This window comes from Desulfoscipio sp. XC116 (genome assembly GCF_039851975.1).
GTDB lineage: Bacteria > Bacillota > Desulfotomaculia > Desulfotomaculales > Desulfallaceae > Sporotomaculum.
Genome location: NZ_CP156660.1, coordinates 280,533 through 300,298, shown reverse-complemented (window position 1 = coordinate 300,298; position 19,766 = coordinate 280,533). Strand labels below are relative to the sequence as shown.

At 50.0% G+C, this 19,766-nt stretch carries 20 protein-coding genes and 1 pseudogene; 1 reads left to right on the top strand and 20 read right to left on the bottom strand.

The window, feature by feature from the left end; translation table 11 throughout:
* Positions 1 to 47: 47 nt before the first annotated feature.
* Positions 48 to 701 (top strand): hypothetical protein, encoded by a 654-nt coding sequence (locus ABDB91_RS01420; RefSeq protein WP_347489842.1) that lies wholly within the window; start codon positions 48 to 50, stop codon positions 699 to 701.
* Here the strand turns inward: ABDB91_RS01420 and ABDB91_RS01415 are convergent.
* From ABDB91_RS01415 to larC, 20 genes and pseudogenes are all read right to left on the bottom strand, one after another.
* Positions 598 to 1,380, bottom strand: coding sequence for a (5-formylfuran-3-yl)methyl phosphate synthase (locus ABDB91_RS01415; protein WP_347489841.1), 783 nt, complete (start codon positions 1,378 to 1,380; stop codon positions 598 to 600). The two genes, ABDB91_RS01420 and ABDB91_RS01415, sit on opposite strands and share 104 nt — an antisense overlap.
* Positions 1,364 to 2,347, bottom strand: coding sequence for a triphosphoribosyl-dephospho-CoA synthase (locus ABDB91_RS01410; RefSeq protein ID WP_347489840.1), 984 nt, complete (start codon positions 2,345 to 2,347; stop codon positions 1,364 to 1,366). The genes ABDB91_RS01415 and ABDB91_RS01410 overlap by 17 nt, the downstream gene beginning before the upstream one ends.
* A complete protein-coding gene (locus ABDB91_RS01405) occupies positions 2,325 to 3,236 on the bottom strand; it encodes a RimK family alpha-L-glutamate ligase (protein ID WP_347489839.1) in 912 nt (303 codons plus the stop codon). Before ABDB91_RS01405 ends, ABDB91_RS01410 begins: the two co-directional genes overlap by 23 nt.
* 9 nt (positions 3,237 to 3,245) lie before the next feature.
* Entirely contained in the window at positions 3,246 to 4,220 is a 975-nt protein-coding gene (gene mch, locus ABDB91_RS01400; protein WP_347489838.1) for a methenyltetrahydromethanopterin cyclohydrolase, read from the bottom strand.
* Positions 4,205 to 5,062: a formylmethanofuran dehydrogenase subunit C gene (locus ABDB91_RS01395; protein WP_347489837.1), complete on the bottom strand. Its 858-nt coding sequence runs from the start codon at positions 5,060 to 5,062 to the stop codon at positions 4,205 to 4,207. The genes mch and ABDB91_RS01395 overlap by 16 nt, the downstream gene beginning before the upstream one ends.
* Positions 5,059 to 5,988, bottom strand: a complete 930-nt coding sequence (gene fhcD, locus ABDB91_RS01390; protein ID WP_347489836.1) for a formylmethanofuran--tetrahydromethanopterin N-formyltransferase — start codon at positions 5,986 to 5,988, stop codon at positions 5,059 to 5,061. The genes ABDB91_RS01395 and fhcD overlap by 4 nt, the downstream gene beginning before the upstream one ends.
* On the bottom strand, positions 5,979 to 7,619 hold the full coding sequence (locus ABDB91_RS01385; RefSeq protein ID WP_347489835.1) for a formylmethanofuran dehydrogenase subunit A: 1,641 nt from the start codon (positions 7,617 to 7,619) through the stop codon (positions 5,979 to 5,981). The genes fhcD and ABDB91_RS01385 overlap by 10 nt, the downstream gene beginning before the upstream one ends.
* Positions 7,588 to 8,547 (bottom strand): annotated as a pseudogene (locus ABDB91_RS01380) (formylmethanofuran dehydrogenase subunit B); the annotation flags it as partial. The gene ABDB91_RS01385 and the pseudogene ABDB91_RS01380, both read right to left, overlap by 32 nt.
* A gap of 12 nt (positions 8,548 to 8,559) precedes the next feature.
* The gene (locus ABDB91_RS01375) at positions 8,560 to 8,901 is read right to left on the bottom strand and encodes a hypothetical protein (RefSeq protein ID WP_347489834.1); all 342 of its coding nucleotides are present in this window, start codon (positions 8,899 to 8,901) and stop codon (positions 8,560 to 8,562) included.
* Between the two features lie 82 nt (positions 8,902 to 8,983).
* A complete protein-coding gene (locus ABDB91_RS01370; protein WP_347489833.1) occupies positions 8,984 to 9,346 on the bottom strand; it encodes a hypothetical protein in 363 nt (120 codons plus the stop codon).
* A gap of 57 nt (positions 9,347 to 9,403) precedes the next feature.
* Positions 9,404 to 10,597 carry an ATP-grasp domain-containing protein gene (locus ABDB91_RS01365; protein WP_347491497.1) on the bottom strand — a complete coding sequence of 398 codons (1,194 nt, stop codon included), beginning with the start codon at positions 10,595 to 10,597 and terminating at the stop codon, positions 9,404 to 9,406.
* Positions 10,598 to 10,607: 10 nt separating this feature from the next.
* Positions 10,608 to 11,471 (bottom strand): NAD(P)-dependent methylenetetrahydromethanopterin dehydrogenase, encoded by an 864-nt coding sequence (locus tag ABDB91_RS01360; RefSeq protein WP_347489832.1) that lies wholly within the window; start codon positions 11,469 to 11,471, stop codon positions 10,608 to 10,610.
* 92 nt (positions 11,472 to 11,563) lie between these two features.
* Positions 11,564 to 12,196, bottom strand: a complete 633-nt coding sequence (locus ABDB91_RS01355) for a DUF447 domain-containing protein (protein WP_347489831.1) — start codon at positions 12,194 to 12,196, stop codon at positions 11,564 to 11,566.
* Positions 12,193 to 13,596 carry a DUF6513 domain-containing protein gene (locus tag ABDB91_RS01350; RefSeq protein ID WP_347489830.1) on the bottom strand — a complete coding sequence of 468 codons (1,404 nt, stop codon included), beginning with the start codon at positions 13,594 to 13,596 and terminating at the stop codon, positions 12,193 to 12,195. Before ABDB91_RS01350 ends, ABDB91_RS01355 begins: the two co-directional genes overlap by 4 nt.
* 5 nt (positions 13,597 to 13,601) lie before the next feature.
* Positions 13,602 to 14,156, bottom strand: a complete 555-nt coding sequence (locus tag ABDB91_RS01345) for a flavoprotein (protein ID WP_347489829.1) — start codon at positions 14,154 to 14,156, stop codon at positions 13,602 to 13,604.
* A 4-nt stretch (positions 14,157 to 14,160) separates the two neighbouring features.
* Entirely contained in the window at positions 14,161 to 15,129 is a 969-nt protein-coding gene (locus tag ABDB91_RS01340; RefSeq protein WP_347489828.1) for a beta-ribofuranosylaminobenzene 5'-phosphate synthase family protein, read from the bottom strand.
* Between the two features lie 363 nt (positions 15,130 to 15,492).
* Positions 15,493 to 17,274, bottom strand: coding sequence for a hypothetical protein (locus ABDB91_RS01335; RefSeq protein ID WP_347489827.1), 1,782 nt, complete (start codon positions 17,272 to 17,274; stop codon positions 15,493 to 15,495).
* Between the two features lie 188 nt (positions 17,275 to 17,462).
* Entirely contained in the window at positions 17,463 to 18,326 is an 864-nt protein-coding gene (locus ABDB91_RS01330; protein WP_347489826.1) for a LarC family nickel insertion protein, read from the bottom strand.
* A 7-nt stretch (positions 18,327 to 18,333) separates the two neighbouring features.
* Complete coding sequence (gene larB, locus ABDB91_RS01325; RefSeq protein ID WP_347489825.1) at positions 18,334 to 19,086, bottom strand: nickel pincer cofactor biosynthesis protein LarB; 753 nt, start codon at positions 19,084 to 19,086, stop codon at positions 18,334 to 18,336.
* 34 nt (positions 19,087 to 19,120) lie between these two features.
* Entirely contained in the window at positions 19,121 to 19,624 is a 504-nt protein-coding gene (larC, locus tag ABDB91_RS01320; protein WP_347491496.1) for a nickel insertion protein, read from the bottom strand.
* Positions 19,625 to 19,766 lie beyond the last annotated feature (142 nt).

The following is a 19,766-nucleotide window of genomic DNA, read 5'->3' as shown; positions in this document are numbered from 1 at the left end:
CATAGAGTTTTCACTTTATTGGACTTTCAAAAGGAGTGGTTCACGTTATGCCCAGACCCATCCTGATAAAACTTGGCGGCAGCCTGATTCAACAGGAAAGCGGCGAAGTGCTGCGGCAATTGGGAAATATCATCTCCCGCTATGGGCAAAGACATCCTGTTCTAATCGTCCCCGGAGGAGGTCCTTTTGCCGACCTGGTCCGTGAATACGGAAAACAACTGGACCTTAGTGAAGAAACCTGCCATTTTATGGCCTTAGGTGCTATGGATCAATATGCGTTCATTCTTCAGGAACGGATTCCCGGAAGCAAAGTGACCGTCCTGCCCGCTGCAAGATATTCCCGGCCAGCTGTTCGGGGCATCTCCGCCGGCTCCCAAATCCTGATATGCTCTCACTGCCTTGGACAGGTACCCGCAAGCGATCTAGCCCGCTCCTGGAATACCACTTCGGATTCCATTGCCGCTTATTTAGCTAGGCGGTTGAACTGTTCTATGCTCGTTCTGGTTAAAAGCAAGGATATTGAGCCAACGCTTCAAGAGCCGGACGTTGATCTTTTTTTCCGTCAACTCCTTCCCCTTGCCATGCCGGCCTGGTTTCTCAACGGTTCAGATCCGGAAAGGCTGCGCGTTCTTCTGGAAACCGGCCAGACCCGCGGAGTCTTTCTGCCCCCCGGAAGCCGCTGGGCCCAAGCGCAGCTCTAAGCTCCCGAACACTTTGCGCGGATACCGTACCCCGCAGGCGATCTCCCCCACAGACCGCTGAACGGACACCAATAATATCCGGTTCCAATCTGCATAAGTCAGTCACATTGTCAATGCGCAGGGACCCGGCCAATCCGCAAAAAAGCTGTTCTTTGCGACAGTCAGCAATAAATCGTTCAATATTGTTCCGGGATAAATAATCCGGTAAGGATTTACCATTCTTCTGCGATGTATCCACAAGACAGCCATCCGCTCCCCCCGCTTTGGAAACCGTTGCAAAGTCGCTGAGATTCCAGGAAGCGGACCCCAGCGTATCGGCATAGGCTACGGATACCAGGGCGATTTTCTTTTGCCGGAAAAAGCGCAGACTTTTCTTGATCGCACGCAATGTCTCGAAAATTTCTTCAGACACAGTGTGCGAGACAAACGCAACTTTAATAAAATCCGGCAGGAAATGTGCTCCGCCCAAGGCAGCTAGCGCCGCAGCATTCGGTTTGTTTGGAAATTCTCCCAAGGCAATACTGAAAGGCTTATTTCCCTTGAGCCGGTTGCAAACATCACTAATGGCTTCAGGTGATGGCGCTCCCAAGGGTCCTTCCGCAGGGTTCTTGACATCAATAATGTCGGCGCCGCCATCCAGCGCAGCAGTGATTTCTTTTCCTTCAAAAACGCTGATCATCAAAGCTGTAGTCGCTGCTACCAACCCCTTTCATTTTCAAATCCTTTTCCAGCAAATGCACAAAAATAATCGCCGCCATCAGGTCCGCAGTCGTTCCGGGATTGAGCCCATGTCCTTCTTGCCTTAGCCAGAGGTCAAACTTCTGAACTTCTTTCCGGCCTTTCTGAGTAAGCCAGCCTCCTTGTTCCCGCACAAAGAGCGCCCGTTTTTGTACTTCTTTGCTCCAATTCTCTCCCAGCTTGCGTTTGATCAGAGAATCCTGCTCCATGCTTAATAAAATCAGGTGAGTATGAGCAATCGCTTGAGGTAAGACCAACCCTTTCTCCAAGACCCAACTCAGGGCTTCATATCCAGCACCGAGAACCAGCGCAAAATCATTACTGTATTGCCGGGCAATCAAATCCCGGTCTGCTGCCGGCCTCATAGCTTCAAGCAAGGGAATCTGAGGAATGTCTTCCCGCAAGACATCATATTGCCGCACCTCCCCGATCCCCTTGGGAGAGGCCAGACGAATAGCCTGATAAACGTAATAGGTGTCCTCCGCTGAAAGTCCTTTCAGCACATCTTTTATTTCCCGCTGTAAAGCATGGACAAAGGATTGCTCTTGATTCCCAGAAGAAAAAACATTTTCGGATACTCCGCGGCACCAGGCCATGCCCAGCGGTGCAAGCAATAAAATGATTCCCAGATTGGTGTTGGTCGCCACAACTTCACGGGTGGCTTTTAACGCTGCGGCAATCGTTTTCCCTACCCCTTGCTGTTCTAGGTAACCGAAAGGACGCCCAATCGCCAGGGCACTGAGATGAAAGTCTTCCAAAGAAGCGTCCTCAAAATCATGGAAACGGTTGACGTTCCCGACTTTAGGAGCATCCACTTCCAAAAAACAAGCTGTTTGAGCCATTAAGGCGATTTTCCAGTTATATCCCATCTTTACCTCTTCTTTATTAGTGCTTTTTGATCTCCTCAAGAGTGTACTCCGCCAGAGCGGCTGCGATGTCTGTTTCGGAGACGGACTGCAACCCGGTCCAACCCGGTATCCCATTGGCTTCAATGACATAGGGCGTGTCATTGCTGATAAGAATATCGACTCCCAAATAATCCGCTTTCAGGAGCTTGGCCGTCTGAACCGCCATCCGGGCTATTTCCTTTTCAGGCTGATAAACTTCTGCTCTCGACCCGCAGGCAATGTTGGTTTTCCAACCTGAGCCGCGGCGCCGCATTGCCCCGACCACTTTTCCGCCGATCACAAAAATCCGCAGATCCTCATTGCCGTTAGGCAGAAACTCCTGCAAATAATATATATAGCGTCCCATTTCCAAGGCCCGAAAGACTCGATGGGCAATATCCAGGTCTTCAACCAGGACAATGCCTTTCCCTAAGGAACCAAAAACCGGCTTGACAACAACCGACCCCAACTCTCCCACCGCTTCTATCGCCTGGTCAAAGCGTTCTGTAACAATGGTTCTGGGAACCGGCAACCCTGCGGCAGCCAAAATGGCTGAGGTAAAAAACTTGTCTACCGTTTTTTCGATCAGCGAAGCACTGTTGATAACTTTTAAACCGAGCATTTCCAAACGATGCAGGACATTGACCCGGTAAATTACCTGTTCCAGGGATCCGCCCGGCAGTGAGCGCACCAGCAAAGCATCCAGTTCCTCAAGCTGCAATACGGAAGCATCGTTTTCCGTGTAAAGCGTACAACTCTGAGGCAAAAAAGAGGTCAGTCTTTTAGGATCGATTAAAATGACCTCAGTTCCCAACTTTTTCAATACCTCGGACATAATTTGAACCTGGGGTCCTTTAGCCACACCCAGAATTCCAATGCGCTTCTTACGGCAATGCATCTTCTTTTTCATCTCAGCCTCTCATCCTTTAAGCTTAAAGGATTGGCGCAGGAGATCAAGGCGGATCTCCCCAGCCTGAAAAGAACGCCCGCTGCGCTTATTGCTCAGCCAAACTTGCGCCGGACTGAACAGCAAAGGGTCAATATCATAGAAATTACCGTAACGCTCGAATAATTCCTGAAAGAGCACTCCATAGTCACGGGAACTGGAGGAAGGAACCTCACCGATTAGGGACTCAATTCGCTCATCTTCGTCATCCAACGTATAATAAACCGTCGTCCCATAAAGAATGGCGTCATTGGTTCGCCCCAAAGCCTTGAGATCATTTTCAGCCACCGGTGGGACAGGCGCCATGCCCCAACCGCTCTCAATCAGCCCTATGTCATAGCCCAGCTCCATCAGCTTATGCAGTCCGGTCTCCACAGAGCGCGCCGCAATCTGTACCGAACCTACGGTAGATGCCGTGGGGGCGATAAGAATATAGATATTTTCAGCAGGACATCGACACTTTTCCACGATCCAGCTCACGGCTTCTTCCGTCGGAAGCTTGCTCCCTTCCAGGCAGAGAATTGCCAAATCTCCCGAATCCTTATACCCCAGTTTTTCAAATAGTTCTTCTGCCTGGACGACAGCACGAGCCGGTCCTGAGCCCATGGCCGAATACTTGTTTTTTTTGATAAACCACCCCGCATACTGGGATGCCATACAAGCCCGAACCGGGTGGTCGGTGACCACCTCAACTGTCGGCCAGCGCAATCCATCGAAATCAGACCAATTCAGCGTCACTTCCGCCAAACCGCCCAGACAAATTTTAGCAAACAGAACACCCGCCTGCCAGCTTCCCGGTACATCGACCCCGCAGTCGATCACTGTAGACTGACCGATTTTTTGAATCCCTACCTTCAATTGTTTCGAATGCTCCAGCAGTTGCCTGACGAATGGAAAAGCCTGACGATTGGGACTTAACTGCCCAACATCTGCTAATTGGATTGGCATAAAAGAATTTCCCCCTTACCGCCCTCATTGGCATCCCCGCTGAAACGCCGGAAAAATGCCTCGTTTGCCGACTCAGATAGATCAAAGCCGTTGTTACGCAGTTCCTGAACCAATAACCCCCAGAAGATGGGGCGATAGCAGCAATTATAATAGAAAGTCGGCAACAGCCTGACGGGCCGCAGAAAGATAATAGTTCCTCTGAGCATATTGCTCCCTGCCAGAGTGCCGGAATTGCCGGCAACGAGTAGCGTTCCGGCCTGCATCTTAAAGCCCGGTGCATCTCCACAGTCTCCGCCGATGGCCAGCAGTCCCCGTCTCATCCTGGAACCGGCCATCTGCCCGGCATTTCCCCGAATCAGGATACTTCCGCCCCTCATTCCCTGGGTTTTTCCCCGATAAGCGGCACCCGTGAAATGCCCGGCCGAGCCTTCCACCAGAATCTGGCCGCCCTCCATATGCGCACCAAGCCAATCCCCTGCATCACCTTTTATACGGAGAATACCTCCGCGCATTTCCGCCCCGGCATGGAACCCCACGGAACCCTGGATCTCCATCTCTCCTGCGCTCATGCCCTGCCCTAACCGTTTAAAGCGTGACAAATCACCCCGCAGAATGACCTTTAGAGGCTTATCCTCCCGTTGCAAAGCGCCCGCTTCTCTTACCGACTCGCTGCTCTCTACTTCAAAAAAATTCTCAAGCCGATAGCTGCGGTTACCGCTCCAAAGCGGCAGCCGCCGGATTTCCTCCAAAGTTTTTCCACATAGATTCTCCGGGTTGATGCTTTCCGCCTCCACCGGGAGTGAAGACTCTTCTTTTAGTCTCAATGTGATCCGGCTACTCATCCCTGCTCCCCCCCCGACAGACTTAAAAGCTGCTGCAAGTGGAAGTGGTACTTTCCTAAGCGTCCGCCATAGTTGCCGGCTGAGATGCGCCGGACTCCGGGAACCTGCACAGCTTCTCGAATTCCGTCGGCCATTGCCTGACCGACCAAGCGATCTGTGAGCCCATCAATAACAATTTCCAGGACGGCATTGATACCGTCCTGAAGTGCGCTTGCTTCCACTCTGCCTCGAATAGTGGGGCAGTAAGCAGTATTCGTGGAAGCCGACAGGAACTTATATTTTGATCCGACCTGACTGCCGCTGCGCACCACGCCACCGGGGAAAGGCAGAATTATTCCCCGGATTTCCTGCATCTTGCGGACCGCAACCTCAGAGGCCTTCAGGGCCGACTCAATACTGTCCGCCAAAATCAAGAAATTGCCTCCCCCGACCGCCTTAGCCATGGTAAATTCTTCTTCAATCAGAAACTCACCTTCCATCACCGGAATCCGCCAGTATCGCTTGTTTCCGATTATTTTGCTGGCTTGATAACCGTCCCCGAAGAAGCGCAGCTTGCCACCTATATTAAATTTGCTGAATCCATCAAAATTGGCCGGAAGTTCCGTTAATCCTCCATCATAACAAGCAGAGGTAGGGGAGGTCATGATGGCCTGCCCCACGCGTTTGATCAGATTCGCTTCCAATTCGTCCTTGGAAGAGGCAAAGAAAAGACAATCTACCCCTGCTCTGCCATCAGGAGTAAGTGCGGAAGTTCCTTCAATACCTGCTTCCACCCCGCAGCCGATTACCGAGGTTGCAAAACCGGTCGCGGCCGAGGCAGCATGCCGCGCCCATTGCTCATTGATGGCCGTAACTGTCAGCCGAGCAGCCCGCATGGTAAAGGCTTCGGCAAACGTATCTTCAATTTCTACTCCGTTTAAATGCATGGTATCACCTCCGGCTGTGCCAGATACTCATCCTGAACTGCAAAATTACTTAAAGCAATAGAATAGTAATTGGCAAAATCCCGGGCCAAATCGGGAGACAGCTTTCTCGCACCGTCCGGTTCGACAATCAGCCTTTTTCCACTGATGCTTTGGAGCACTTCTCCGTCCCGAACGACAACCTTACCATTCTTAAAAACGTAAGCCGGTTTGGCAAACATTTTCTCTTTATCATCCTGCAGCCGATAAATTGCCACATCAGCCTGCGTTCCGCTGCCCAAATGCCCTTTTTGAGACAAACCTAAAGCCTTGGCCGGGGCGGAACGGGTCACAATGCAGATTTCCTCCAAAGAATACTCTCTCTTTAATTCCTTAAGATAGGTAAAAGCACCCGTCTTGGGATGAAGCCGCTCCAGGACGGAATTCCGAAAATCCGCATCCATCAGCAGCCGAATAATGTGGGGATAAGAGGTAAACGGCCCGGCATTGGGATGGTCGGTCGTCAAGATAATCTGCCAAGGGTTTTTAATGAGCAGAAGCAATTCCAGACCAATACACCACTGAATCGCATTAAAAAGCACCGTTGGCTTATAGAGCATAGGAACAATTCCCGATCCGGTTTCCATCTCGATATCGGCATTGCTCCACTTGTTCCCGGTCATCTCATGCAGTCGGAATTGCATGGGAGAATCCGCAGTCATGGTGGTCACCGGCCCAAAAACAATCTGTCCTACATCACAGGTGAACTCAGGATGCGCATTCAAGTATTCGGCAATCTCCCTAGCCGCCGATTGCATTGCTCCTTTGCCGGTTATACCATAGGAATGAAATTGGAGGTGCGTAAAATGCACAGGGTACCCTTCAAGGGTACGCATCGTTTCCAAAGTTGTCTTAAAGTTCCCTGCTTCGCCCAGATGATTGGCATGAAGATGAAGACCATGCGGAAGTTTCAATTCCCGGATTGCCTCCACCAAGCTAAGAAGCAGCTTTCTGGGCGTGATGCCAAATGGAGGTACAGGCGTATCCAAGTCCACAGCTCCCCGGCTCCATTTCCAGCTTTCCACTCCCCCGGGATTGACCGCTTTGACCGCATATCCTTTGCTGCTGGTTAAAAACCAGCTTACCAGATCCCGCAACTGCTCTTTGCTTCCGCACTTGTCCTTCCGGCTTAAGACCTTCATAATCAAATGGTCATTGGCCATCAGAGTATAGATCCCCGAATCCAGCATTGGGATATCTTCCAACTCTTCATGAGCATGCCGAGCCTCGAGGGCCGGGACCGCAGCTTCAAAAGCTGTGGTATAGCCAAGCGCGGAATAAGCGTACCCTGTCAGAAAGGTGCTGGGAACGGTATAGCCTGTCCCGGAACGTGTCCCGACAGTGCTTAATTTGAAATGATCGTAATGATCTTCCGGACACATGATACGGGCACTGTTAACCTTAGCTCCGGCAATATGGCTGTGGATCTCAATTCCCCCCGGCATAACCGCACAGCCTGAGGCATCAATGATCTGACTAATCTCCTTGTCAGGCAAGTATTCTGTGATTTTGCCGTTCTCGACATAGATATCCCGGACTTCTCCTTTTACCCCATTAATAGGATCATAAATCCGACCGTTCACAATTTTCAACATAACTTACTCTCTCCTTTAGCTCCCGCAGAACTTCCAAATCGGAGGGATATGGGAAATCAACCAATTTTTTTAAACGAAGGGCAACATTATCCATTCGGTAGAACGTCCCTTCGACACCCACTCCGGCCGGAGCGACAGGGATGACTACATTAGCCCAGGTCGTGGTTAAGCTTTCGTGCGGCTCAAGCACAATGGTCGGGATGCTCTTCAGATACCGGACAGCTTGCTCCGGCAAATGAGCACCCGGGTCCGTGGCTACAATCAGAGCTGCATCCACATCTTGACGCATCAGCATATCCACGACACTGAATTCGCCCGGACTATAACGAGGGTAACCACGATAAAAGTTTACCGCCAGAGGATAGCCGGTCTGCCACGCCAAAACATGGTTACTCCCGTTCACGTTGCCGTGCCCCCGCATAGCAATGGCATAAAAACGGGTATAGCGGTTCATTTCATTGACCAACGTATTGATTTCTTCAATATTCAGCTCTCTACCCCGGCTTTGCGTCACTCCAATGCCGAACATGAGCACTCCATAACGACATTGTTTCATCATTTCCGCCAATTCGCGCCATTGGGATAAAGGAACGCCGCCGACCAGACTAGTCTCCGTCAACCCTTCCAAACGAATGCCCTTGACCAGGCAACGCAAAACATGGGCGATTTCAAAAGTCTGACCCGGAGTGACTTGAATAAAGAGGTCTGCATTCTTCGCTGTTGGGGTCGGCCTGATATCAATGACTACGACCTTCCTCCCTTTGCGCCCTTCCGGAACATAAAGTCCCTTAGCCAGAGCAGAATATCGGCTTAAATGACGCATATGGGATTCCACGGGATTGGCGCCCCAATAAATCAAAAGATCGGCTCTGTTTTTTACTTCCCCTAAGGTACATGAAGCCAGCCCAACTTGCTGGCGGGCGAGAACGCCCGGCCCGTGTCAATATGACGCTGGGTTATCAATCGTCCCTTTGATCTTCTCCGTTAAGGCTACTGCTTCTCTGACGGCCTCAGTTGTCGTACTGCTTAAGCCATAAACCAGTGGAGCCTTGGCTCGGTTTAGAATATTAGTCGCTTCAGAGATCACCTCTTCCCAGGTGGCCTCCCTGCCATTTACCCGAAACGAGGCCAAATCCGTTTGCGCGTGCATCAGCTTGTTCCGGCCTATTGCACAGGCATTGCTAACCTTGGCAATCTGATTATCCGCGACCTCCACTTTAAGATCATCACAAAGACAGCCGCAAAACGTACAAACGACATCTTCATGAACAGTCAGCGCCATTTCTCTCCCCCCTTAATCCGGTAAAACTGTTTCGAATTAAATTTTAAATTTTAAATTTCAATGCCTTTGTATCCTTCCTTGCTTATTCATCTAATTTCCGCCCATCCGGCTTCAGAGATGAGAGCACTACGGAAATCCCTTTAAAATCAGGAACTCCTGTACCATAGGTCTCTCCACTTATCAGCCGGTTAGCCAGAGGTCCCAAAGGAAGAAAGAAAAGCCCTTGCGGTCCTTCTTTAGGGCGACAGGTTACCGTGATCTCTCCGGCTGCGCTTTTCAGCAAAGCCTTATTGCCCTGCTCTAAATGAAGCAGCGCAAAGTCTTCAGGACTTACAGCCAGAGTGGATATTTCTCGTATATACTCATCACAAAATTTACCTTTTTCCATCGCCGCCCCTTGTCGACTGGTACGAACCGTAATCAATAATCCAGAAATGCTGCCCATTGGCCTCCCTCCTTCATCCATGCACTTTTCCGATCTTAACGAATGAACATCGCTCGTCTATCCAAAATATTGCCCAATCCATATGGCCTTGGCCCGCAATTTCAGATCACACTCCTGGTCGGAGCTGCCTTCCGCCAGCACCGTACAAATAGGTTGTCCCTTCTCAAGCCTTGTCCCTTCCCGGGGAATGTCACGCACCCCCTGCCGGTATAAAAAGCGCAGCGATTTATCGTCGTATCTGCCGATAATACCGGGAGTCCGAGCATAAACAATGCGTTTGCCCCAAAAAATTTGGGGCCGGGCGGAACGCTTTAATCCCAACGTCTTTAATTCCAGGGATTCCCTGAACGCTGTTAAATCCGCTCCTTCACAAGCAGCCAGATGCCAGGCGAAAAAACGCCGGCCCCGAGACTTCTCAATCAGTTCCACAGAGGCGGACCAGCGGGGATTCAGTTCCAAAAACCAGATTCCCTCCTCGCTGACGATAAAATCCAGGGTATTGACTCCTCTCAAGGCAAAGCTTTCCGTAAGCTGTTGGACTGCCTGCGCAATTTGATCCTCAAAATAATCTAAAGGGATAATTCCTGAAAGATCCAATGGAACGATATTGCCTTGATAACGAAATGTCCTGTGACAGCTTCCTTCCCCGGAAAGCTGGCGGCTGCTGTCCAAGACCACTGCCCTATAGCCGTTGGCCAGGAACGTAATTGACCCCGGAATTCCGGTTTTATATTCTTCGATCCTGAAATGGGCCGGTTGCTTCAAGCCGGAAAGCAGCACTTCAGCCGCTTCCTTATTTTGGGGCAACACCTGAATTCCATACCCACCGCCTCTATTCAACGGCTTTAACAGCCAGATCTTTTTGCCCGGAAGCCAAGTCCACTCTTCAAGGGAAAAGAACGGTGGCATCCGTGCTCCGATCTTCCCCAGACTTGTTCTGAGTTCCCAGGGATTGCGCACCCTCATCAGCGCCGATACACTGTTGCCCCGAAGTCGCCCCGGGTTCTCCCAATACGCCAGTCCCTCCGGGGTGTTCTCCGGACCCGAAGCGTAGACCAATGCCTCACATGAAATACTTCTGGCAGTTTCCAGCAAGTTGAGCACAGTTGGCTGCAAACCATAGTCACCGGTCAGGCTCATCGCTTTTCCTTGCCAATTGGCATCCACATCTCCAAAAAAGTCGAGCCCGATCACAGCTTTTCCTGATTCCGCCGCGGATTCCATTAGTGCTCTTACGCTTGCCCCAACCACCAGAATCAATTTAAGCCTCCATCTTCTTGGCGATCTCATATATCGAGTCGAAATCCAGGACATGCCGGTTACTTTCAAATAAAGTCCGAACGGCGGCTCGATGCACCTTCATCTTTAGATTGCCGATAGCAATAGCGCCGTAGATAATCTTCCCTTCCCTTTCCCTGCCATCGTCCGTCACCTTAATCCCTTCCGCTCCCAGCGGATTGACGGCGTTGATATCCGCAATGATTTCCAGGCCGGTTGCGGTGGACCAGCTCGCTAAATCCAACATTTGCACAGCGGGGGCCCCACAACAAGCCACAATGTTAATTCCCCGCTTCAGTACCGCTGAAACATCTTTCGCTTCCCCGATCTCAAGCGGGATAATCTCCACCCCGTTGTTCTTCAGAATATGTTTTCCGACTTCCCGGGCCCGCTCCAATTGCCGGGAAGAAAGATAAACCTCACAGCCTTCCTTGGCCAGAAGGATTGCGGCCCGGATGCCAACCGGGCCGGTACCGGCAAGAATCAGAGCCTTTTTCCCCTTAAGGTTCCGGCCATAAGCAATTTTATGAACCAGGGCTGCTGCCGTTGTGTTGGATCCGTTGGCATCGAACATCACGGAAACCCGGACATCGCCAAAAAAAGTTTCCCGTACTTTTTTCAGAAGTGCCTCGGCAGTCGGAACATGGGTACCGCCGATGAAGATGGCCGTATTGCGTAATCCTTCTCCCCCCCTGGTAAACATGGCGCCATAGACAAGATTGGTCACTTCCTCCAAGCGCACTCCCCCGTATGCCAGCACCTGATCGGCCCCGGCGTCATAAGCGGTGATTTGGTCGAAAACACTGGCTTGGGAATCCGCTTCCAAGTGAAGCAAAATCTTTTTCATTCGTAAATCCTCCTCGTTCAATTAATGGGGACATTCCTTCGAGCCACTTATAATTTTTCTTTAACGGGGACATTCCTCCAAGCAGCTTATAATTATTCCCAATGAGGAGGTGTATCCCCTGACCTTAGAAAGGAGGTGTGTCCCCTGACCTTAATACCCTGTTGGCAAAAATAATCGGTGATTTTCGCAAAGGCTTCTTTTTCTTTTCCGCCCCCGGTCTTTTCCACGACTTGCTGCCAAAGTGGCCAGGAATCAGTTACTTTGCTCGCTGGAATCCAGGTCAGACGAGTGGCGGTGATCGCCGCCTCGAGAATAGCCCCGTGAGCCCGGCAAAGCCCGGTAAAACTGCTCAGTTCTCTAAAAAGCAAGATCTTTCCGGTCACTTTGGCAGGCTCTCTGGAATCGTCAAAAGAGGTCACCGCGAATTCCCAAATGAGCTTCGCTCCAGCCATGCGGGGCGGTCGAACCTGATCGGAGGGATGTGTCGGCAGAATCCCGGAGTAAAGCGCCGTATCGACAAAGCTCAATAGGTCATCGGTCAAATTGATCACTCCCTCCGGTCTGGCCCGGAGATTGGAGAAGGTCTTTGAGCCGGAATAAAGGAAGATCTCTATTTCTTCCACTTCTGAAAGCCACTCGGTATGATCGGAAACATGAACCCCGATTGGTGCAAAATTCACCTCGCCGTCCTCGTTGAGCGAAGACAAGATCGTTTCGATGATCATAAGGAGACCCTCTTTTCCCTATTGCTCTTGTTATTTTCGTCATTTTGAATATTCCTGCTGCTCTCCGCATTTAGATAACCCCAGTTCAGCGGATTATCCTGTGTATACTTTTTGCCTAACTGCAAAGCGAGTTCCGCTTTGCCCAGCTCTTTTCCCAGGTAAAACGCATGGCTTGAATCGCGAATGTCCAGCTTGGCAAACACCTCCTGAGCCGTGCTCCCCTGAATAAAGCAATGAGCATTAAACACATAGATCTGATCATCCACAAAAATACGGTAATTTCTGTCCCGGATCACCTGATGCATTTCCCAAAGCTGGGCTTTATTAAAGGAGTTCCCGCCCGGGTCTTTGATGGTCAGCAAGCTTTCATCCATGTATTTCGGCACTCTCCGCTCGCTGAGAGCCTGATGAATCAAGCGGCGCGCCAAGCTGATTTCCCGTACGGCTCCCCGTGCTCTGTGGCTGACTTCCGTGGTCAGGATATGGTGAACTCTCAGTTCACCGGCAATACCAATCAGAAGGGCATTGAGGCCCGTGCTGTCCGCATCCGTAAGCTCGGTCACATTTCCCAATCCCATCAGCATCTCACAATCAGGAAATTCTTTGCGCACCTTGAGATAACGCCCGATCCCTTCAGCCAACCCCATGGTCAAAGGGGGAAGGATAGGATCGACAAGATAGGGAATCTTCCATTGGTCCAATTTCTGCATGCTTCCATACAGAGAATCCAGGTTTTCCCCATCATCCGGTATGATGACGGCCGGACAATTCAAAACCTTGGCCAGTTCCAGATTTTCTGAAGTAAGGCTTAAAATCAAGTCGGCTCCGGCCTGACTAGCGGCCAAAATATCTTCCTTTTGATGGCTGTCGACACTTACCTTAAAGCCTTCGCTTTTCAGCATATGAATAACTCGCTGCAAGCGTGGGAATGGCTGGTCTACATCCCCTCCGAGGTCAATGAAATCCGCACCGCTGTTCCGATAGTAAATCGCTTTTTCCAGAATCTCCTTTTCCGTCATCCGCGGTGCATTGACGATCTCCGCCAAGATCCGGATCGGCGAAACAGTATCAGCAATCGCGTTTTCGGAAGCATTGCTCTGCCCTTTTTGAAAAAAGGCGGGCAAATCAATCAAATCCTTGGGACCCCTGAGCACTTTACGGCCTGTGGCTTCCCGAATCGGCTGCAGCGATCCCTGGCACAGACCCGGAATAACGATAATTTCCTGTCCGCTAAATCCTCCTTCGCGGGCCAGTTCCCTGGCGATAAACTTTGTGGACATAAGTGCCGCCACTGTGCAGCGCAGGCACTTGATTTCCGGTTGAATCGAATTTATTTTCCCGCTTACCTGGAGAAGAGCTTTATGAGCAATTTGCCCCGTAACGAACACATATTTTTCCATACGGATCACCCCTGTCTTTCCGCATCATACCGTGTGATCAGATTCTTCAGCTGCTGAGGATCATCTACCAGAGTGACCATACGCCAATTAGACAGCCGGACAATGTTTTCCCGGTCTATTTCTCTGGTATGGATCAAAACCTGTTTGCCTTGCGGCGTCAGGGACTTCATTTCAGCCATGGAATCACAAGGTAAAAGGATCGTCGGAATCCGACATTTGCCGGCATGCGCAAATAGGTTAGTGATAAGATTATCCGCTATACCGCAGGCCATTTTGGCGATCGTATTAGAAGTAACCGGGGCAATAATGACCAGATCGTATTTTCCCGTGTACAGTCGGGTAACGGGTAAACAACTGGCTCCAGTTTTCCGAATCAAAGAATGACCGGAACTTATTAATCGTTCATACCAGCCGTAGTAATTCAACACTTCTTTCCCGGCATCCGAAAGAAAGATATCGGCCGACTTCAGCCCAGTCAGCAATTCAATACAATCCGACAGGTAATGTCCCGCTCCTGTAATTCCCCAAGCAACTTTAGGGTGTAGGTTCTGATCTGTCATTTTGTTACTCCTTCCACCCCCAGCTCACTCCTTGATTCCTGCCTGAGGCTGTCCAAACTAGCCCTCTTTTCCCTAAAAAATTCCGGGTCTTTTCCAATAAGTCCGTTTTTTTGTCCCGACTGGTAAAAGCGTAAATCGTCGGTCCCCAGGAACTTTGGCCAACTCCGGCAGCACCTTGCCTAAGTAGATACGCCGCAACATCGGCTCCTGCTTTTGAAGCATAGATGCCTCCCTGAACAGGTGTGAAATGGCTGCCAATTCGTTTCTGAATCTCTGTCACAGCTTGTCCGAAACTCACCAGATCTTTCTCCATCAGACTGGGAAGCAGTTTCATCAGCAAGAGCCGGCAGATCATCCCGGATATCTCTTCCGCCATCGGCGGCAAGGAAGCGAAGGCCTTTACTTCTTCCTGACCGAACATCTCCTCTTCCTTGTGAGGTAAAGCCAGAATAATTGCCCATTCTTCGGGGAATGGCGTTCGAGCAAGAATCGGCGGAACTTCAAAAAGACCTGTTTGTCTTATTATGTTGGTGCACATACCTCCATCGATAAAAAAGCCCCCTTGTTCAAATGCCGCTACGCCAATCCCGGAGCGGCTGCCTTCCCGGTCCGTTATGACCGCTAACTCCGTTACCGCCGGGGCTAATCCGTAGACTCTTGTTATCGCAAAACCTACAGCCAAAGCAAGCTGAGTTCCTGAGCCTAACCCGCTGTGCATCGGCAAAGATTCCAACAGTTCGAGCCTGACTCCGGGAAGCCCATAAAAGTCCAGATATTTACGGACCAGCCGCTGCAGTCTTTTTTTCTCCTTTTCCGGGCCAAGAATAACCAAATCATTTTTTTTCTCCGCAGTAATCTCCAAGCAAGGTTGATCAATAGCTAAACCAAGTCCTCCGTATAAACGCCCTAAGGAACCGTTAAGGTCGAGTTGACCGAGGTGCAAACGGGCTCCCACTTTCACCCAAAGACTCAACCAAATCACCCCTTCCCTTGTTTAAACTTGGTTTTCCGCGGATAGTTCTTTCGCATGGGGAACTGTGAAGCGCCGGAGCTCCGACGCTTCACAACTTATAATAAAGAAGACTTGGTTCAGATGGAGTTTCGCCCTCCGGGTACACGTGATCCATATGTTGGGGATATACCTCGACCCCAAAGTTTGACCCATAAGTAGAGATGTGTCCCCCGACCGCTAAACCTTAGTCGCACTTATTTCGAGTTCATCGCCGCTTAACTCCATTAGTTGGGAACATTCCTCGACCCCAAAGCTTGACCTATTAGCTGAGGAGTGTCCCCTTTCCGCTTTTGCGGAAGCCTTAGCGGCGGTTAACGAGATCAATTAGAAGTTAAGATCCTGCATCATCCTTATTGCCGCTTTCGCCACTTCGCGGGCACTGTCTTTGGCGCCGGGGATAGCAGCCGTGATGTAGCCGCCTTTCTCGGCAATTTTTCCGGCGTCTTCCCAAGTTTCCACACCCATAGCGGCTGCCATTGCGGCCGGAACAACCACGTTAATAGTGCAAACTCCGATGTACATCAGCTCCTGCGCGACTGCCGCAGCAACGGTGATAGGCGTGGAAAGCTCGGCCTTCTTGTTTAAAACAGCATCAGGGACTACTTTATGAGATACTCCTGTCAGGACTGTTTTCTGGCCGCCGATAGTAACCTCTGCATCAATATCGGCGTCAAATCCCCAATATTTACGCGCAAAGGGATGACTGCGATGGGCACCGCCTGCCAGCTTGGTAAAATGGATTTGTATCTCCTGTCCGAACATGGCCGTAAATATTTTTCCGGCATTTTCCTCAACTCTGGCCTGTCTTTCAAGGTCCAGCGCCCGACAAATATCATCCAATTTCTTGCCTGCTTTTAAATCATTATAAGTTCTTTGTGCACGGGTATAGAGCGCGTTCATACGAACTCCTTCGGTAGCCTTGATAATAACCCGTGTAACCGGACCTCTCCGCACCTGCTCCCCTTTATGAGCAACCGTATTGGCGCAAAAAGCCGCAACCTCCGGATCAAACCATTCTGTTGCTTTCATCCGGTGTAAGATATCGGCAGCGGCATCCATATCGCCTTTGCAATCAAGCACGGCATTCATGGAAACTACTGTGTCCGATACCAGGTGCGCCAGAGGAGGATTAACGGGACCACCGCCGAAACCTGAACCAATCATTGGGGCTTCCGAGAAAGCGGCCAGCATTTCATTGATCGTCATCATCCCAACCACTGTAGGAGAGCCCACATCCTTGAGGATCATCCCCAAATCCCCAATCAATGTAGCGGTCTCATACTCTTTGCCGGTTCCGCGTAGATGTACTTTTTCCGGAAGTCCGGCAGCCTCGGCCGCGCCTTTCCCCGCCAGATATCCTGTGTTTCTCACGAAGAATTCGCCATATTGTTCATCAATCATGCCATCGGGATTGATAATTTCCAAAACCGCCGCCGCCGCCAGCATGGCGCACATAATGGGGCTGGGACTAATTCCTACACCGCGATAAGCCTTCTTCATACCTTCCACGGCAATTTTCGTCCCGTTTAAGGCCAGGTCGACATAAGTCATATCCTCACCCAAGACACTATGACCATAAAGAGCGCCGCCGGATACAAATGCCGGAACATCCGCTCCGTCTACCCGAACCAATTCGCCTTTTTCCATAGCGTCGTATAAAGCCTTCACCGCCGCAAACCCTGACACTTTGCAAGTTAATTTGGAGGTAGGAATTGACGCCACCCCCGCACGATCGGCCCCGGCAATCATACGGGCCATGGCGCCCAGCTTCCTGTTTCCGGCAGGAACCCCGGCCCTGGACGCCGTTCCGGCCAAATTAAGCAATACTGCGCCAATAAGCGCGGCATTGGCTTTATCCGCCCCCGCTTCTTTGGCAGCATCAATTCCGGCCTTTAAAACGCCGTCCAAAGGCAATTCTACGAAATTATCATCCGATATCTTTATGCTTCTTCCGTTCAGTATTTGGGTTGCCATTGCATTGGCAGCCGCCATTACGGCAAGGTTCAGCATACCATGACCTTTGGTAAGCGCTTCGATCCGGTCGCTCGTCGAATTCTGCACGTTGGAGTTAACCGCACCTATTACCGCCAAAATCTCTTTCTCCATCAATATTTACCTCCCATATATTTTTTATTAAAGTGAACCCTTTACATCCGTTTAGAAGGCATCTATCCTTTCAAGATAATATTTTCCTCTTTCTACACCTCCTTTGAGATTTTTTCCGTACAGATAATCTCCCAAACAGTAAAACGTTCACGGTGAAACACTTCTTGGGGTATTCATCCTCAATATTTTTATCCTCTCTTCCGGCTTAACCGCTCGTGCTCATGGTCGTGGTCGTGCTTATGCTCGTGGGCATGTTTATGAACATGGAAGTGGTCATGGGTATGGGGGTGGTTAGCACTGCGTTCCAGTTCAGCGTGATATTTTGACCCGTTTTTCTTCAAAGACCGCCCGATAATAACCCGCAAGACACTTGGAAATCCATAGTCCCTGGTGCCCATCCCATATCCTACGGAATCAATAATCATGGAAGGCAAAGAGGAAAATTCCTGACTTAACGTCACAGCCAAGGCGGCGCCCGTAGGTGTCACCAGTTCACCCTCAATATCGTTTTTGCGCACCGGAACTCCTTTGATTATTTCAAGCGTCGCCGGCGCGGGAACTGGAATTCGGCCGTGAGCACAGTGTACATGTCCACTCCCCAAAGAAAGCGGGGAGCAGATAATTCTTTCCACTTCCAGACTTTCGACTGCAAGCAGAGTTCCTATGATATCGCAAATCGAATCAATCGCTCCGACTTCATGAAAGTGCACTTTATCCGGGGTTGTCCCGTGAACCTTCGCCTCGGCTTGGGCAAGAAGGGAAAATACTTTTCCGGCTGAACTTTTAACATTCTCCGAAAAATTGCCGGCCTCAATTAGGGTCATAATATCTTTAAGATAACGATGAGGCTGTTCCTCAACTACGTTAAATTGAACACTATTGGCAGCTATTCCATGGCTTGTTCCTTTCTCGACACGCATTTCGTAACCGCTGAGATTCAGGCCGGCCAGACCATTTCTAACCAAATCCGGATCGACCCCTGCGTCAAACAGCCCTCCCAAAAACATATCGCCTGCGATTCCGGCACTACAATCCAAATACATAACTTTCATCCGTATTCTACCTCCCTGATTGGACTATGGCCCGCGCCAAAGCTGCCGCTCCGAAGCCATTATCAATATTAACTACTCCCACCCCTGAGGCACAACTGTTCAGCATTGAAAGAAGCGCTGAAAGTCCCCCAAAATTGGTTCCATATCCGATACTCGTAGGTACAGCGATTACAGGACGACTGGTAAGCCCGCCGACAACGCTTGCCAAAGCCCCTTCCATGCCGGCCACAGCTATCACGACATTTGTTTTTTGTAATTTTTCGACATGCTGCAATAACCTGTGAATTCCGGCGACACCCACATCATAGAGCCTTGTTACCCTTAACCCCATAGTTTCTGCGGACACTGCCGCCTCCTCCGCTACCGGCATATCCGCCGTCCCCGCGCTGACAATCACGATCTCTCCCTTTTCTTCTCTCTCTTCCCCTGCCGGCACTACAATACAGCGGGCCATATCATAATACACAGCCTCGGGGAGAGTCTTCCGGACCATTACGTAAGCTTCAGCAGAGGCCCGTGTACCCAAAATCGGTCTGCCATTCGCCGCCAATCTAGAAATAATACCTCCCACTTGCTCCGGGGTCTTGCCCTGACAAAATACAACCTCAGGAAAACCGGTGCGAAGTTCTCGGTGGTGGTCCAGGCGAGCATAGCCTATGTCTTCATACTGCAAGAATTCCAATTTCTTTATAGCCTGATTTACGGTGGTACTGCCGGCGACTAAAGACTCCAAAAGTGCGTGCAATTCTTTTCTGTCCACAATAGTCTCCTTCCTGACGCATTTTATCCATTATTCAATCGTCCTCAATCCGAATTGCAAATTTACTTTTCCTTAATCTATTTAGCGCCTCATTTTCAATCATTTGCTTAAGCTCGTAAAAAGATATATCCGCTCCCGCCGTATTAATAGCCTTGACAGATGCTTTCAAATCCTCATATTCAACACGGGCGGACAAAGGAGAACCCGAATCATCTTGGACAATCTTGACCTGCACCGCCCCTTTCCATACGAGATTCTCTTTATTGTCATGTAAACTTAGCTTCATACTCTTCATGAAATAATCGTACGAGATATGATCTGCCTTGATTATTCTTACTCCCAGCGTCCCTATTTCACTGGCAAGAAAGCGGCTAATTGAAAAAACCTTGTCCTGCTGAACATCAATAAAAAAAATATATTCCTGCCTCCCTTTCTTGGTTACAGCATTAACAACATGGACATTCTTTACCCCCTTGGCCATAAGCTGTTCTATAAGATAGGGAACCTGATCGGCATTGATGTTGTCTACATTTGTCATTAGGAGCAATTCTATATCCCTCCCTTTAAAAAAATAAAAATCGACCTATCGTATAGATACCGCGATACTGCTTTATTTTCTTAAAGCGGTATCGCTACGGTCGATTGATGTCTTAATATTTATTTATACCCTAAAAACATAG

What these genes read in the sequence shown, in the direction of transcription:
- ABDB91_RS01345 (WP_347489829.1), bottom strand. Translation starts at nt 14,156, where the DNA reads ATGACAGATCAGAACCTACACCCTAAAGTTGCTTGGGGAATTACAGGA.
- ABDB91_RS01330 (WP_347489826.1), bottom strand. Translation starts at nt 18,326, where the DNA reads ATGAAAGTTATGTATTTGGATTGTAGTGCCGGAATCGCAGGCGATATG.
- ABDB91_RS01355 (WP_347489831.1), bottom strand. Translation starts at nt 12,196, where the DNA reads ATGATCATCGAAACGATCTTGTCTTCGCTCAACGAGGACGGCGAGGTG.
- ABDB91_RS01360 (WP_347489832.1), bottom strand. Translation starts at nt 11,471, where the DNA reads ATGAAAAAGATTTTGCTTCACTTGGAAGCGGATTCCCAAGCCAGTGTT.
- larC (WP_347491496.1), bottom strand. Translation starts at nt 19,624, where the DNA reads ATGACAAATGTAGACAACATCAATGCCGATCAGGTTCCCTATCTTATA.
- ABDB91_RS01370 (WP_347489833.1), bottom strand. Translation starts at nt 9,346, where the DNA reads ATGGGCAGCATTTCTGGATTATTGATTACGGTTCGTACCAGTCGACAA.
- ABDB91_RS01420 (WP_347489842.1), top strand. Translation starts at nt 48, where the DNA reads ATGCCCAGACCCATCCTGATAAAACTTGGCGGCAGCCTGATTCAACAG.
- ABDB91_RS01385 (WP_347489835.1), bottom strand. Translation starts at nt 7,619, where the DNA reads ATGTTGAAAATTGTGAACGGTCGGATTTATGATCCTATTAATGGGGTA.
- fhcD (WP_347489836.1), bottom strand. Translation starts at nt 5,988, where the DNA reads ATGCATTTAAACGGAGTAGAAATTGAAGATACGTTTGCCGAAGCCTTT.
- ABDB91_RS01405 (WP_347489839.1), bottom strand. Translation starts at nt 3,236, where the DNA reads ATGAAAAAGAAGATGCATTGCCGTAAGAAGCGCATTGGAATTCTGGGT.
- ABDB91_RS01350 (WP_347489830.1), bottom strand. Translation starts at nt 13,596, where the DNA reads ATGGAAAAATATGTGTTCGTTACGGGGCAAATTGCTCATAAAGCTCTT.
- ABDB91_RS01335 (WP_347489827.1), bottom strand. Translation starts at nt 17,274, where the DNA reads ATGGAGAAAGAGATTTTGGCGGTAATAGGTGCGGTTAACTCCAACGTG.
- ABDB91_RS01395 (WP_347489837.1), bottom strand. Translation starts at nt 5,062, where the DNA reads ATGAGTAGCCGGATCACATTGAGACTAAAAGAAGAGTCTTCACTCCCG.
- ABDB91_RS01415 (WP_347489841.1), bottom strand. Translation starts at nt 1,380, where the DNA reads ATGATCAGCGTTTTTGAAGGAAAAGAAATCACTGCTGCGCTGGATGGC.
- ABDB91_RS01375 (WP_347489834.1), bottom strand. Translation starts at nt 8,901, where the DNA reads ATGGCGCTGACTGTTCATGAAGATGTCGTTTGTACGTTTTGCGGCTGT.
- mch (WP_347489838.1), bottom strand. Translation starts at nt 4,220, where the DNA reads ATGCCAATCCAATTAGCAGATGTTGGGCAGTTAAGTCCCAATCGTCAG.